Source organism: Yoonia sp. MH D7, from assembly GCF_054439475.1.
On record NZ_JBTJCF010000001.1, the window covers coordinates 1,809,122 to 1,822,727 of the forward strand.

The 13,606-nt window shown below is 56.4% G+C and carries 14 protein-coding genes; 11 read left to right on the forward strand and 3 right to left on the reverse strand.

Features of this window, described 5'->3' with window-relative positions; all coding sequences use genetic code 11:
* The first annotated feature begins 248 nt into the window (after positions 1–248).
* The 5 genes from ACXLHR_RS08840 (at position 249) to ACXLHR_RS08860 (ending at position 3,899) form a co-directional block, all read left to right on the forward strand.
* The gene (locus ACXLHR_RS08840) at positions 249–746 is read left to right on the forward strand and encodes a glycosyltransferase family 4 protein (protein WP_458792509.1); all 498 of its coding nucleotides are present in this window, start codon (positions 249–251) and stop codon (positions 744–746) included.
* A 3-nt stretch (positions 747–749) separates the two neighbouring features.
* Complete coding sequence (locus ACXLHR_RS08845) at positions 750–1,424, forward strand: acyltransferase (protein WP_458791098.1); 675 nt, start codon at positions 750–752, stop codon at positions 1,422–1,424.
* On the forward strand, positions 1,414–2,442 hold the full coding sequence (locus tag ACXLHR_RS08850; RefSeq protein WP_458791099.1) for a glycosyltransferase: 1,029 nt from the start codon (positions 1,414–1,416) through the stop codon (positions 2,440–2,442). Before ACXLHR_RS08845 ends, ACXLHR_RS08850 begins: the two co-directional genes overlap by 11 nt.
* 163 nt (positions 2,443–2,605) lie before the next feature.
* Positions 2,606–3,160 (forward strand): WcaF family extracellular polysaccharide biosynthesis acetyltransferase, encoded by a 555-nt coding sequence (locus tag ACXLHR_RS08855; protein ID WP_458791100.1) that lies wholly within the window; start codon positions 2,606–2,608, stop codon positions 3,158–3,160.
* Positions 3,150–3,899 (forward strand): glycosyltransferase family 2 protein, encoded by a 750-nt coding sequence (locus ACXLHR_RS08860; protein WP_458791101.1) that lies wholly within the window; start codon positions 3,150–3,152, stop codon positions 3,897–3,899. Before ACXLHR_RS08855 ends, ACXLHR_RS08860 begins: the two co-directional genes overlap by 11 nt.
* A 6-nt stretch (positions 3,900–3,905) precedes the next feature.
* On the opposite strand, the gene ACXLHR_RS08865 is transcribed toward ACXLHR_RS08860, so the two are convergent.
* Both ACXLHR_RS08865 and ACXLHR_RS08870 read right to left on the reverse strand, forming a co-directional pair.
* On the reverse strand, positions 3,906–4,664 hold the full coding sequence (locus ACXLHR_RS08865) for a beta-keto acid cleavage family enzyme (protein ID WP_458791102.1): 759 nt from the start codon (positions 4,662–4,664) through the stop codon (positions 3,906–3,908).
* A gap of 2 nt (positions 4,665–4,666) precedes the next feature.
* Positions 4,667–5,986, reverse strand: coding sequence for an aspartate aminotransferase family protein (locus ACXLHR_RS08870; protein WP_458791103.1), 1,320 nt, complete (start codon positions 5,984–5,986; stop codon positions 4,667–4,669).
* Between the two features lie 217 nt (positions 5,987–6,203).
* Between ACXLHR_RS08870 and ACXLHR_RS08875 the strand changes: the two genes are divergently transcribed.
* From ACXLHR_RS08875 to ACXLHR_RS08890, 4 genes are all read left to right on the forward strand, one after another.
* Entirely contained in the window at positions 6,204–7,172 is a 969-nt protein-coding gene (locus ACXLHR_RS08875) for a TAXI family TRAP transporter solute-binding subunit (protein WP_458791104.1), read from the forward strand.
* A gap of 78 nt (positions 7,173–7,250) precedes the next feature.
* Positions 7,251–9,857 carry a TRAP transporter permease gene (locus tag ACXLHR_RS08880; RefSeq protein ID WP_458792510.1) on the forward strand — a complete coding sequence of 869 codons (2,607 nt, stop codon included), beginning with the start codon at positions 7,251–7,253 and terminating at the stop codon, positions 9,855–9,857.
* A complete protein-coding gene (locus ACXLHR_RS08885; RefSeq protein ID WP_458791105.1) occupies positions 9,854–10,285 on the forward strand; it encodes a universal stress protein in 432 nt (143 codons plus the stop codon). The genes ACXLHR_RS08880 and ACXLHR_RS08885 overlap by 4 nt, the downstream gene beginning before the upstream one ends.
* Before the next feature lie 60 nt (positions 10,286–10,345).
* Positions 10,346–11,050, forward strand: a complete 705-nt coding sequence (locus tag ACXLHR_RS08890) for an acylneuraminate cytidylyltransferase family protein (RefSeq protein WP_458791106.1) — start codon at positions 10,346–10,348, stop codon at positions 11,048–11,050.
* Here the strand turns inward: ACXLHR_RS08890 and ACXLHR_RS08895 are convergent.
* Complete coding sequence (locus tag ACXLHR_RS08895; protein ID WP_458791107.1) at positions 11,047–11,706, reverse strand: phosphatase domain-containing protein; 660 nt, start codon at positions 11,704–11,706, stop codon at positions 11,047–11,049. The two genes, ACXLHR_RS08890 and ACXLHR_RS08895, sit on opposite strands and share 4 nt — an antisense overlap.
* An 85-nt stretch (positions 11,707–11,791) precedes the next feature.
* Between ACXLHR_RS08895 and ACXLHR_RS08900 the strand changes: the two genes are divergently transcribed.
* Together ACXLHR_RS08900 and ACXLHR_RS08905 are read left to right on the forward strand one after the other, a co-directional pair.
* Positions 11,792–12,820, forward strand: coding sequence for an N-acetylneuraminate synthase family protein (locus ACXLHR_RS08900; protein ID WP_458791108.1), 1,029 nt, complete (start codon positions 11,792–11,794; stop codon positions 12,818–12,820).
* Positions 12,817–13,593, forward strand: a complete 777-nt coding sequence (locus tag ACXLHR_RS08905) for a glycosyltransferase family 25 protein (protein ID WP_458791109.1) — start codon at positions 12,817–12,819, stop codon at positions 13,591–13,593. Before ACXLHR_RS08900 ends, ACXLHR_RS08905 begins: the two co-directional genes overlap by 4 nt.
* Positions 13,594–13,606: the final 13 nt, after the last annotated feature.

A 13,606-nucleotide genomic window follows, 5' to 3' on the forward strand; every position in this document is an offset into this window, starting at 1 on the left:
ATGGCGCGCATGGCAGATCCGGACACCGCGGTCCAAGATGCCTATCAGATCACCCAGTTAGAAATTCTCGCCCAGCGCGAAGAAGCTGAATGGAAGCTGGCCGATCTGATTATTTGTCCGTCTGCGTATGTTAAAACTGAACTCATTCGGTACGGCGTTGCGGCTGAAAAATCACGGTTGTCCCTTACGGCTTTACCCCCACTGACCAACTGCGCGTCACCAGAGTACCACGCGCCCCGAAGAGCGCCCTGCGCGCGGTATTTGTGGGCTCGGTCGAGCCCCGCAAAGGCCCGCAAGACCTGGTGCAGGCCGTCAATGCGCTTGACGGGGCCGTGCATCTTGATGTGTTTGGTAATCTTAGCAATGCCAACCCTCAAAAACTCACGTCGCCACACATCACCCTGCATGGCAAACAACCATTTCCGCGCATCGCACAGGCCTACCATAACGCCGACGTCTTTGTGTTACCGTCTTACCTCGAAGGCTCTGCGACAGTTGTCTATGAGGCCATGAGCTATGGGCTGCCCTGCATTGTCACTTACGAGACGGGCTCTGTTATTCGCGATGGCATCGACGGCTTTATTGTCCCCTCCGGCGATATCAACGCCCTGACATCCAGATTGCATCACCTCGCTAGCGACCCCGCCCTATGTGCAGAAATGGGCAAATCCGCCCTGACACGCGCCGCCGACTTCACCTTGGCGAAATATGGCGACCGGCTTTGCTCGGCCATTTCTAAAGGATAGCCCGTGAAAAAATCATTAAAATCAATCCTCTTTTTCATCCTTTCCTTCCTCATCGGTGGCACAGGCAGACGGGTGCTTGCGCGTTGGCTACTCGGCGCGAAAATCGATCCGACAGCCAACCTTGGCATATGTTTCATCGATACCAAAACCCTGCACATGGGACCGCGCAGCCGGTTGGGCCACTTCAATATCATCCGAAATATTGAACACCTCGTGCTTGAAGACGACGCAATTCTGGGCACCTTTAATTGGGTGTTTGGTGCAAACGGTACGCCACATTTCCAGCAGGAAAAAAGCCGCAAAAGCGCGCTATTTTTACGCCAAGGGTCCAGCGTCACATCGCGGCATATTCTGGATTGCACCGACACAATCGACATCGGGCGTTTTGCGACAGTGGCGGGTTACCGTAGTCAATTTCTGACCCATTCCATCGACATTACCCACAATCGGCAATCCTGCGCGCCGATCACGATTGGCGAACATAGCTTTATCGGAACAGGCACGATCCTGCTGAAAGGGTCGGTATTTCCCGCCGCATCGGTGCTTGCTGCGGGCTCTGTCTATTCCAAACGAGATCAACCCGATTTTACGCTCTATTCAGGCGTGCCGGCACTGCCCGTGAAAGACCTGCCCAAAACCGCAAAATATCTCGTCAGGACCGAGCCACATGTCGCATAATCCGGCCATCACTGTCGCGGTCCTGACCCCCAGCCTGTCGCGCAACGCAGGCGGTATTTTCGATGCGGTGCGCCGCAACATGGTCTCACTCGACAAGCAAGGCGTGCATGTAAATGTCCTAGCGCCAACCGACCCGTTCACACCAGTAGACCTGCCCACATGGCACCCCGTCGCCGCGACCGCATTCCCGTGCATCGGTCCGTCTAAATTCGGCTACAGCCCTAAATTACGCAGTGCAATCAAAGTTCTAAATCCTGACGTCATCCACCAGCACGGGCTCTGGACTTATGCGTCGACCATCAGTTTGCGCCATAAACGTGGTGTTGTGATCTCGCCGCACGGTATGCTTGACCGTTGGGCGTTGGACAATTCGCGCAACCGCAAACGCATCGCCGCAGCGCTATTCGAGACCGCCAATTTAAAGCGCGCCGCCTGCCTGCATGCCCTGAACAGTCGCGAAGCCGCCTCGATCCGCGATTTCGGCCTTCAAAATCCGATTGCCATCACCCCAAACGGCGCGGACCTACCTCGCTGCGCTGAAATATCATCAGCAAAGCGTCCAAGCTGGCTACCCGATGACGGACGCAAGGTTTTGCTTTTTCTTGGGCGCATACATCCTAAAAAGGGTATCGCAGAATTGCTTGCGGCTTGGGCCATATTCAAAGCCAAATCCCCCACTCTCGCAGCTAAATGGCGCGTTGTCATTGCAGGCTGGGACGATGGTGACCACCTCGCATCCCTGAAAAAACGCGTCCAAAACTATATGCTTATGGGCGACGTCATTTTCGCGGGTCCCGTCTACGCCGCAGACAAAACCGCGCTGTTTGCCCATGCTGACGCTTTTATCCTGCCCTCATTCTCGGAAGGTCACCCAATGTCCGTCCTAGAGGCGTGGTCTTACGCCTTGCCCGTCCTCATGACCGACCACTGCAACCTGTCGTTTGCATTTGCGTCCCGTGCCGCCATCGAGATATCGACCGACCCCGCACACCTGGCCCACGACATCGAGGTGGCCTAAAGCGCCCCGACCTTGCAAAGCTGGGCGCCAAGGGACGGTCCATCGTGCAGCGCGACTTTACATGGGAAACTGTCGCCGCCATGCACAAACAGCTTTACGCTTGGGTTGCAGGTCACACACACGCCCCTGATTTTGTGCATTTTATCAACACAAAGGGCCGCGGATGAAACTTGATAGCTACACCAACCCCGAATTTTCGCGCGGCGCATCAAAGTTGACAGAGCTGGCGTGGATCATTCTTGGCGGCATGGCGGTGGCAAGCTGGGTTCCGGGCAGCGCATGGCGGATCGCACTGCTGCGCATATTTGGCGCACAAATTGGCAAAGGGGTGGTGATCAAGCCCCGCGTGATCATCAAATTTCCTTGGAAGCAGATCATCGGCGACCATGCGTGGATCGGCGAAGCGGTTTGGATCGACAACCTTGCCCCCGTCACCATCGGCGCGCATTGTTGTATCTCGCAAGGCGCATATTTGTGCACAGGCAGCCACGATTGGACCAGCCCGACATTCAATCTGATCGTGAAACCGGTCACGATCGGTGACAGCGCATGGATCGGCGCACAGGTCAAAATCGCGCCCGACACCACGATTGGCGCGGGGACAGTCATCCAGATGGGCGGCCTTGCACGCGGCAAACTGGACTCTTGGACGATCTATGCAGGTACGCCACTGCGGGCGATCAAAACACGCATACTGGCTAAAACCCATGAAAATTAGCGTCATCACCGCCGTTTATAACCGGCAGGCCACGATCAAACACGCGGTCCAAAGCGTGCAGGCCCAGACCCATTCACCCGTTGAACATATCATCCAAGATGGCGGCTCGACTGATGGCACCCTTACGATCATCGCCGCGGTAGCAAAACCGAACACCCACCTAGACAGTGGCCCGGACACAGGTATCTACGACGCGATCAACAAGGGCATTGCACGGGCGACGGGCGATATTATCGGCCTGATGCATTCCGACGATTTCTTTGCACATGACACAGTGCTGGCCCAAGTTGCGTCTGCGTTCACCGACCCTGATATCGACGGCGTTTACGGTGATCTTGATTACGTTGCAGCAACCGACATCCGCCGCGTAGTCAGGCATTGGCACGCGGGGGAAATGTCTCGCGCGGCCCTTAAACGAGGCTGGATGCCGCCGCATCCCACGCTAAATTTGCGGCGCGCGGTTTTTGAGAAATCTGGCGGCTACGACACAGGATTTCAAATTGCCGCCGACTATGACGCCATGCTGCGCTGGCTACACGTAGGGCAAATCAACCTCGCATATATCCCTCAAGTCATGGTCAAAATGCGCACTGGCGGCGAAAGCAACCGCTCGCTTGGGCGCCTCGTGCAAAAAAGCCGCGAAGATTACCGCGCATTGCGCAGCAATAACCTTGGCGGGATCACCACACTTATGCACAAAAACCTGCGTAAAGTCAGCCAGTTCATTGTCAGATCATAGATGACTTCAGGCCCAAAATCGGCGCACCCCGGCACAGCGTTCAGCATTGGACTGCGCAAGACTGCCATCTTCATTCCAGAACGAATTTTCAAACCCGACGCGGATCTTTCCGCCCAGCGCATGTGCGGCGCGCAAGCAGGTCGTTTCGGCCAATCCAAAAGCACAGATAGCCCAATCCGCTTGCGGACACTTTGCCGCCTGCCACGCCACAAACGGGTCCAGATCCGCAGGCACACTTTGCTGGTCCTGCGCATAGCGGCCCAATACAAACAACAGTTGCAGCCCCTCTGGCTTGATCTGCCGCGCCTGCAAAAACCCGTCCATCAATGCTAAATCTTCGGCGCCATATAAAATATGCTGCACGGCAGTGCCCCGCTCTGCACATTCGTCAAACAAGCGCAGCGCCTCTTGCTCTGCCCCGTCCGCACAAATCTCGGACAGAGAAATTGACACGGCATCAGGGCTGACATCACGCACAACGCTACGCTGCGCGTCAGGGCGATACATGCCCACCGCCTCTGTGGTGATTTGCAACGTCATTTCCGGCACCACGTCGCGCAACGCATCCAATGCCGCGCGGTAACGCCCCGCATCCAGACTGTGCCGCCCTTCGTTATCGCGTACATGCAAATGCAGACCGTCGGCACCCGCCGCAAAACACGCCTTAGCCTCTGCGACTATTTCATCCAGAGACATCGGAAAGTTTGGATGGTCCGCCTTGCTTTTACGCGCGCCATTCGGGGCGACCATCAGGCGCGGCAACATCGTCAAAATACCGCTCGCATCGCGATATCAAGCTTGCCGACAATCTCGTCGATATGGCTCTCGTCCATAATAAACGGCGGGGCCAGCAGAATATGATCGCCATTCACCCCGTCAATCGTGCCGCCCATCGGGTAACAAATCAGCCCGGCCTCAAACGTCCTGGCTTTCAACTGCTTATGAATGCCGCGACCAGGATCGAACGGCGCATTTGTTGCGCGGTCCTGCACAATCTCGATGCCGCGAAACAGCCCGCGCCCGCGAATATCGCCAACATGGGGATGCTGCCCGAATGCCGCGACCAATGCCTCTTGCAACTGCGCGCCCAACACCGCGCAGCGATCAACCAAGCCACCATCCGTCAGTTTCGTCAGCACTGCCAGTGCCGCCGCACTCGCTGTGGGATGCCCGACATAGGTGTGACCGTGTTGGAAAAATCCGCTGCCGTTTTCAATCGCCGCGTAAATCTGCGCCGTGCATAACATCGCGCCAACGGGTTGGTATCCCGCCCCTAGCCCTTTGGCGACTGCGGCAATATCGGGTGAAATACCTTCCTGTTCACTGGCAAACAAGGTGCCCGTGCGGCCCATACCACACATCACCTCGTCCAGAATCAGCAGCACACCGTATTGGTCACAAATCTCGCGGATGCGTTTGAAATAGCCTTCGACGGCAGGCACAGCGCCCGCCGTTGCCCCCACAACCGGCTCCGCCACAAATGCAATGACCGCATCTTCGCCCAGACGCAAAATCTCGGTTTCCAACTCGTTGGCAACGCGCAATCCGTAATCCACTGTGGTCTCTTCCGCGACCTTACCGCGAAATTCAAAGCACGGCGAAATATGGGTGGTTTCCACCAAAAGCGGCGCAAACGGCGCACGACGCCATGCATTACCACCTGTCGCCAGCACGCCCAATGTATTGCCGTGGTAACTTTGCTTGCGGGCAATCACATGACGGCGCTGCGGTTGGCCAATCTCGACAAAATACTGGCGCGCCAGCTTCAAACTGGCCTCCATCGCCTCTGATCCACCCGACACCAGATACACGCGGTCCAGTCCGGCAGGCGCATTTGCAATCAATTTGTCCGCCAAAGCCTCTGCCGGTTCCGACGTGAAAAAACTGGTGTGGGCAAAGGCGACTTTATCCAACTGCGCCTTGATCGCCGCCGTGACGTCCGCGTCTGCGTGTCCTAGACACGACACCGCAGCCCCGCCTGAACCGTCAAAATACTGTTTTCCATCAGTATCATAAAGGTAAACACCCTGCCCGCTTTTCACGACAGGTGGACGCGATTTGGTATGGCGCGGAAAGATATGAGACATCTAATTTACTCCAGGTCAGCACATGTCAGATCTTAAAACATCTGATTCATATGTTGACAAGAATTCTATCGAGTGGAACCCTTACAAGGTAATTGGTTGGCTGGGAGGTTTGAATGCGACCGTCTAAGTCACGCAAAATCAAGCACCTGGCGCATAGAGCCATCGTTCCAGAGCGCCTCTGGAACGCATGCACAACACATCGAAAAAGGAGATACTGATGTCTAAGCAAATGAAACTATCCTTCGCGGCATTCGCGTTCGGCGCGATGCTCGCACCTGCCGCAATGGCCGAAGAGTTCATTACAATCGGGACAGGCGGCGTCACTGGCGTTTACTACCCAACCGGCGGCGCGATCTGCCGTTTGGTCAACCGCGGCCGTTCCGAGCATGGCATTCGCTGCTCGGTCGAATCCACAGGCGGCTCGGTCTATAACATTAACACAATTCGCGCGGGCGAGCTTGAGTTTGGCGTCGCCCAGTCCGACTGGCAGTATCACGCCTACAACGGCACATCCCAGTTCGAAGAAGCAGGCCCGTTTGAAGACCTGCGCGCCGTATTTTCGGTTCACCCTGAACCCTTCACAGTTGTCGCCCGTGCAGACGCAGGCATCACAACATTCGACGATCTAAAGGGAAAGCGCGTCAATATCGGCAACCCCGGTTCCGGTCAGCGCGGCACGATGGAAGTCCTATTGGAAGCTAAAGGCTGGACAACTGACGACTTTGCACTGGCAACAGAGCTCAAGGCCGCAGAGCAATCCGCAGCCCTTTGCGACAACCAGATCGATGCGATGGTCTACACCGTTGGTCACCCGTCCGGTTCCATTCAGGAAGCAACAACAGCCTGCGATTCCGTGCTAGTTGAAGTGTCCGGTGACGTGGTTGATGGTCTGATTGCCGACAATGCGTTCTACCGCACGGCGACAATCCCGGGCGGCATGTACCGTGGCAACGACGAAGATGTTTTGACGTTTGGTGTGGGTGCAACATTTGTTGCCTCGGCTGCTGTGTCTGACGAAGCGGTGTATGCGGTTGTGTCGGCAGTGATGGAAAACATCGAAGACTTCCGCAAATTGCACCCCGCTTTTGCAGATCTTGACCCTGCCGAAATGGCAACCGCTGGTCTGTCTGCACCTTTGCACGATGGCGCGGCAAAGTATTTCCGCGAAGCTGGCCTGATCGAATAAGCCGCTATCGAACATAACGTCGGGGCCAGTATTTGGCCCCGACACCCCACCTATAAAAAACAATCAGGGATGGAACACATGGTCGAGAATTCGTCAAAGAATCGCCCGCTGACCGAGGAGGAACTCCAAGATCTTGTGGCCTCGTCCGATGCTGGTGCGCGCGCACCCGACGGTGTGGTGGGAACAATGTTGGCCGTGGTGGCCGTCGTGTGGTCCCTGTTTCAAGTCATCCTAGCGTCGCCGTGGTCAAATTACATCCTGCCCAGCGACCTGATCAATAACTCGCGCCAGATCCATCTGGCGTTTGCCGTGTTTCTTGCCTTTATGGCTTACCCCGCCTTTAAGGCCAGCCCGCGCGGTTATATCCCGATGGCCGACTGGATACTGGGCCTGTTTGGCGCGTTCGTCGCCATGTACGGTTACTTTTTCTACGAAAAAATCGTCGCCGCCGGTGGCCTTGCCGATAATGTGGACAAATGGTTCGCGCTCGCCGGTCTGGTGATCCTGTTCGAAGGCGCACGCCGTGCGCTTGGCCCGGCTATGGCGATTATCGCAACCATTTTCCTTGGCTACGTGTTCTTTGGCGCCTCTCAAATTGTGCCCGACGTCATCCGCTGGAAAGGCGCTTCTCTGCAAAAAGCGATGAGCCACATGTGGATCACGTCCGAGGGTGTGTTCGGTATCGCGTTGGGTGTTTCGACAAAATTCGTGTTTCTCTTTGTGCTTTTCGGCGCGCTGCTCGATAAAGCAGGCGCAGGTAACTATTTCATTAAAATGGCCTTCGGCGCACTTGGTCACCTCAAAGGCGGCCCTGCAAAAGCTGCGGTTGTAGGCTCTGCGGCCACAGGCCTGATATCGGGCTCGTCAATCGCAAACGTGGTTACCACCGGTACATTCACTATTCCGCTGATGAAACGTGTCGGGTTCTCGTCCGAAAAAGCGGGCGCCGTCGAGGTGGCGTCTTCCGTGAACGGTCAAATCATGCCGCCCGTGATGGGGGCTGCGGCCTTCTTGATGGTCGAATATGTCGGCATTTCCTATGTCGAGGTCATCACCCACGCCTTCCTGCCCGCCACAATATCCTACATCGCGCTGGTCTATATTGTGCACCTCGAAGCGGTGAAGTCCAATATGCCAACCCTTGGTAACCGCGTTGTCTCGATGGGGAAAACCATCGGCGGCATGGCGCTGTTCTTTGCGGGCTTCGCGGGGCTGTGCTACGGTGTGCAATTCCCCGTGCGCTTTATTACGTCACTGGTGCCGAATGCTTCCGCGCTCGTCATGTCGGTTGTGATCTTCGCCGCCTACGCAGCCCTGCTGTGGCTCGCGTCCAGCGTCCCTGATCTGGAACCTGACGACCCCAACGCCGAAGAAATCGAATTGCCGGTCGTGGGTGAGATCTACAAATCTGGCCTGTATTTTCTGCTGCCGATTGTGGTTTTGGTCTATTTCTTGATGATCGAACAGAAATCGCCGGGCCTGTCGGCGTTCTGGGCCACCACCCTGCTCTTTGTGATTTTGCTGACCCAAAAACCACTCAAAGCCTTTTTTCGCGGACAAAGCGACACGGTCAATGCCTTTAAAGCAGGCGCACGCGACCTGAACCAAGGGCTGATCGACGGCGCGCGCAATATGATTGGCATCGGCTTGGCAACGGCCACCGCTGGCGTGATCGTGGGCACCGTGACACTCACCGGTGTCGGTCAGGTTATGGCCGATCTGGTCGAATTCCTCTCAGGCGGCAACTTGATCCTTATGCTGGTCCTTGTCGGGTTGTTGTCTCTTGTGCTTGGCATGGGGCTGCCAACAACAGCCAATTACATTGTGGTCTCGTCACTTATGGCAGGGGTTGTCGTCGAACTTGGTGCGCAATCCGGCCTCATCGTGCCACTGATCGCGGTCCACTTGTTTGTGTTCTACTTTGGCATCATGGCCGACGTAACACCCCCTGTGGGCCTTGCGAGCTTTGCCGCCGCTGCGGTCTCTGGCGGCGACGCCATCCGCACAGGGTTCATCGCGTTCTTCTACTCTTTGCGCACAATCGCACTGCCGTTTGTGTTCATCTTCAACACTGACCTGCTGCTGATCGACGTGACATGGATGCAAGGGATACTGGTGTTCATCACCGCCTCCATCGCGATCCTTGTGTTCACCGCAGGCACAATGGGCTGGTTTCTGACCAAAAGCCGCCTCTACGAAAGCGTCGCACTTGTGCTGATCGCCTTTGCACTGTTCCGGCCCGATTTCGTGATGGACCGGATCCAGCCACCGTTCCAAGACATGGAACCCGCAGCCTTCACCCAGGCCTTGGGCGACGCGCAACCTGGTCAGGACCTGCGGATCCGCGTCTCTGGCCCCGACTTCGACACGGGCGACATCAAAGAGACCTCGCTGGTGCTACCTGTCGTTGAAGGCGACGCCACCACACGGCTCGACGCGACGGGGCTGATCTTGATGGGCGGCGACAACGCAGGGCAACTTGACGAGCCATCGTTCAGCTCGCCCTTCGCTGAAACCCTCAGCGGCTTTGATTTCTACGGCGACGAGCCTGTGCAAATCACAACCGTGCGCGCACCAGCGGACCAGTTACCAAAAGAACTGATCTTTATCCCGACGCTGATCTTTTTAATGTTCATCGTCTTTCTACAACGCAGCCGTATGTCACGGACAGGAGTGCCAGCATGACCCACGCCGTTTTATGTGCCGTTGACGTGAGCAACGGAAACGAAGACATCAAAACCCTGCAAACCGCCGCAAAACTAGCGGAACTGGAAGGCGCGCAGCTGGATGTGATCGGCGTTGTGCCCGACTACGGCATGGCGCAGGTCGGCACCTTCTTTAACAAAGCGCACCACGATCAAATGCTAAAAGAGGCGAAGGTGCAGCTCAACAAAATCGTCACAACGGCACTTGGCGCTGAACAAAACCTCAAAGTGCGGCACCTGATCTCGTCTGGCCGCGCCTACGAGGAAGTGTTGAAAGTTGCGAAAAAATCAAGCGCGCGACTGATCGTTGTCGGCGCCCATAAAGCCGACTTCAAAGACTATCTCTTGGGGCCGAATGCAGCGCGTATTGTGCGCCACGCCACCTGCTCTGTTTACGTCGTGCGCTAGATCAAATATCGAGGTCGGCAATAGATTTCGCCGACCTCACCCAACGACAGGACCCTTCCCATGATCATCGGACACATCGGCGCACGCGCAGGCAGCAAAGGCGTGCCAAACAAAAACTTTCGCATGATGCACGGCAAACATGTGATTGACTGGTCACTGGATCAACTGCTGGACCATGCGCAGATAGATGCGGTCGTGGTCTCGACCGACAGCCCTGAAATGTATGAACACGGGCTAAAACGCGGGGGCCTTGATATCGGACTGCGTCCTGCGGAACTCGCGACAGACACCGCCGGCAAATTCGCGGTTTGGCAACATGCCTTGGCGCAGGTCGAAAAACAAACCGGCCCTGCTACCGGCTTTGTCGACCTCGACTGCACCTCGCCACTGCGACTGCCACAAGACATCACAGGCGCACTCGACCTCTACCACGATCAAAGCCCCGACATGGTCATGTCCTGCTGCATCTCGCGCAAAAACCCCTATTTCAACATGTTAGAAACCAACGAGACTGGCGCGCTGAAAGTGTCCAAACCCCTGCCCGGCCACGTGCTATCACGGCAGGCTGCGCCCATCGTTTATGATCACGTCGGCCTCGTCTATGTGGTTAAACCCGACTACCTGCGCGCCGCGAAAAGCCTGTTCGAGGGCCGCGTCATCCCCTACCTCGTGCCTGAATCGCGCAGTCTCGACATCGACAGCCCACTCGACTGGGAGATCATCGAATTCCTGCTGGGACGACAATTGGAAACAGGGCTGCGCTAACGCCAGCCCTGCCAAGGTTGCAGCGCTTTTTGCTTTGCCGCAAAGCTGACTTTTAACGCCTCCGCGTCATATTCCGTCGCAATCCACGCGCGCGCACCAATACCCGTCTGGTTGAAGCGCGCCTCGTAAGTATCTAAGAAATGGTCCAGAACTCCCGTCGCCGTGCGTCGAATATGGATAAAATCAAAGCTCAACTGCGCCTTGGCCGTGGCAATATCCGCGCCCTCGTATTCCAATAAATACAACGCCGCAGCCAGCCCCGTGCGATCCGCGCCCGATTTGCAATGCATCAAAAACGGGCGCTCGATCCGGTCAAACATCGCATACAATTGGCCTAATCTTGCCGCCACAGGGGCCTTGCGCGCAGCCATCTGCACACATTCCAATGTCAGCCCCAATCGCGCACAGGTCTCGGCTTCAAACAAATACTGCGGCTGGTTTTGACCGCCGCGCAACGTCAGAACCGTCTTGATGCCCATCGCGGCATAGGCCTCGAACCGCGCTGTCGTGGGGTGGTTGGAACGAAACGCCCCATCCGCAAACTGCGCAAAGTTATGCCAGCGATGCCGCAAAATCCCGTGATCCGCCCATTCGAACTGGCGCATCGCACGTCTTCGCCCATCTGGCGTTTGAATATCGTAATCACGTTTTGTCATGACATTCATTTGGCTGATGCGGTCCCACATTGCAACTATCTCATGTGCAGCCTACAACAAATCAACGCCAAAACAGGAGCCACCCATGGAAATCGCAGGCCGCAAAATCGGACCATCGTATCCGCCTCTCGTCATCGCAGAAATCGGGATCAACCACGGGGGCGACCTGAACGTGGCCAAGGAAATGGTGCGTCTCGCCGCCCTGTCCGGCTGCGAAATGATCAAACACCAAACCCATATCATCGAAGACGAGATGACCGAGGAAGCCAAGCAAATTTTCCCGCCCAACGCCGACGTATCGATCTGGGATGTTATGCAGCGCTGCGCACTCGGGGCCGACGACGAAACCGAACTCAAGCGCTACACTGAATCGCTCGGCATGATCTGGATCTCGACCCCGTTCTCGCGCGCCGCCGCCGACTTTCTCGAAACACTCGACGTTGCCGCCTATAAAATCGGCTCGGGCGAAGTCGACAACCTGCCCCTGATCCGCCACATCGCGCGCAAGGGTAAACCGGTCATCATGTCCACAGGCATGCAAACCATCGAAAGCATCCGCGCCTCTGTCAAAATCCTCGACGACGCAGGCATCGACTACGCGCTGCTGGAATGCACCAACCTCTACCCCTCACCGCCCGAAATCGTATCCCTACAAGGGGTCACTGATCTCAAAGCGGCCTTCCCGAATGCCGTCGTCGGTTTTTCTGACCACTCCATCGGCCCCGACATGGCGCTAGCCTCAGTGGCGCTAGGCGCTTGCATTCTCGAACGGCACTACACCGACACGCGCTACCGCATTGGCCCCGACATCATCAATTCGATGGATCCGGCCGAATTGCGCCACATCATCGACCGCTCTCGTGAAATCCACACAGCGCTGCATAATCCAAAACAACGCACGCCATCCGAGGACAGTGTCTACGCCTTCGCACGCTCATCCGTCGTCGCCGACCGCGACCTGACTGCAGGCACGGTCATCACAGAAGCCGACATCTGGGCCCGCCGCCCCGGCTCCGGCGAAATCGCAGGCTTTGAATTCGACAAGGTCGTAGGCAAAACCCTGAACCGCGATATGCCGCGCAACACACAACTCAAATGGAGCGACCTCGCATGAGCCTGTCGCGCAAAGATTTGGGCATTTGGATGATCAACCTCGACCGCGACAAAGAACGGCGCGCGGCGATGGAAACACAGCTTTCCAAACTAGATCTACCGTTCCAGCGCTTTGACGCGATCTACGGCAAGGATTGCGCTGACGACCTGATGAAACGCGCCGATAAAGCCGCTTATGAGCGCAACATGGGCTCAAACCTGCTCCCCGGGAAACTGGGCGTCTTTGCCAGTCATACTGCAGTTTGGGAACAATTCATCGCCTCTGATCACACCGTCGCGCTGATCTTGGAAGACGACGTGGTTTTCCACGACGACTTCCTTACCAGTTTGGACATCGCACTCGGTGCAAGCGACATGTGGGACACGATCCGGTTCAATTGCATTCGCGCAAAAATCCCAATTGCCCAAGAAAAACTCGGGGCTTACACGCTCAACGCCTACCTCGGTCCCTTCACAGGAAACGCCGCCTATCTTATCAAAAAAGACGTTGCACGCCGCATTCTGCCCAACCTCTGGCCACAAACGCGCGCACTTGATCACGAACTCAATCGTTTCTTCAAACACAACTTCCGCCAGTTTGGTCTCGAACCGTTCTCTAGCCACGTCGACGATGGCAACCTAAGCTCTATCACCGGCGCAAACTTTGCCGACGTGAAAAAAGCGCATTGGACAAAACGCCTGCCGCACTACCGCCTCAAAGCAGCAAACTACTTTCGGCGCGGCGCATGGCTGCTGCGCAACGGGCATTTCTGGGCAAACCGAAAAAACTCTTAAGACACGAAACAGG

Bases quoted from the DNA above. Each gene is read 5' to 3' on its own strand.
- ACXLHR_RS08895 (WP_458791107.1), bottom strand. From the start codon at position 11,706: ATGACAAAACGTGATTACGATATTCAAACGCCAGATGGGCGAAGACGT.
- ACXLHR_RS08850 (WP_458791099.1), top strand. From the start codon at position 1,414: ATGTCGCATAATCCGGCCATCACTGTCGCGGTCCTGACCCCCAGCCTG.
- ACXLHR_RS08860 (WP_458791101.1), top strand. From the start codon at position 3,150: ATGAAAATTAGCGTCATCACCGCCGTTTATAACCGGCAGGCCACGATC.
- ACXLHR_RS08865 (WP_458791102.1), bottom strand. From the start codon at position 4,664: ATGTTGCCGCGCCTGATGGTCGCCCCGAATGGCGCGCGTAAAAGCAAG.
- ACXLHR_RS08885 (WP_458791105.1), top strand. From the start codon at position 9,854: ATGACCCACGCCGTTTTATGTGCCGTTGACGTGAGCAACGGAAACGAA.
- ACXLHR_RS08875 (WP_458791104.1), top strand. From the start codon at position 6,204: ATGTCTAAGCAAATGAAACTATCCTTCGCGGCATTCGCGTTCGGCGCG.
- ACXLHR_RS08900 (WP_458791108.1), top strand. From the start codon at position 11,792: ATGGAAATCGCAGGCCGCAAAATCGGACCATCGTATCCGCCTCTCGTC.
- ACXLHR_RS08890 (WP_458791106.1), top strand. From the start codon at position 10,346: ATGATCATCGGACACATCGGCGCACGCGCAGGCAGCAAAGGCGTGCCA.
- ACXLHR_RS08905 (WP_458791109.1), top strand. From the start codon at position 12,817: ATGAGCCTGTCGCGCAAAGATTTGGGCATTTGGATGATCAACCTCGAC.
- ACXLHR_RS08855 (WP_458791100.1), top strand. From the start codon at position 2,606: ATGAAACTTGATAGCTACACCAACCCCGAATTTTCGCGCGGCGCATCA.
- ACXLHR_RS08880 (WP_458792510.1), top strand. From the start codon at position 7,251: ATGGTCGAGAATTCGTCAAAGAATCGCCCGCTGACCGAGGAGGAACTC.
- ACXLHR_RS08870 (WP_458791103.1), bottom strand. From the start codon at position 5,986: ATGTCTCATATCTTTCCGCGCCATACCAAATCGCGTCCACCTGTCGTG.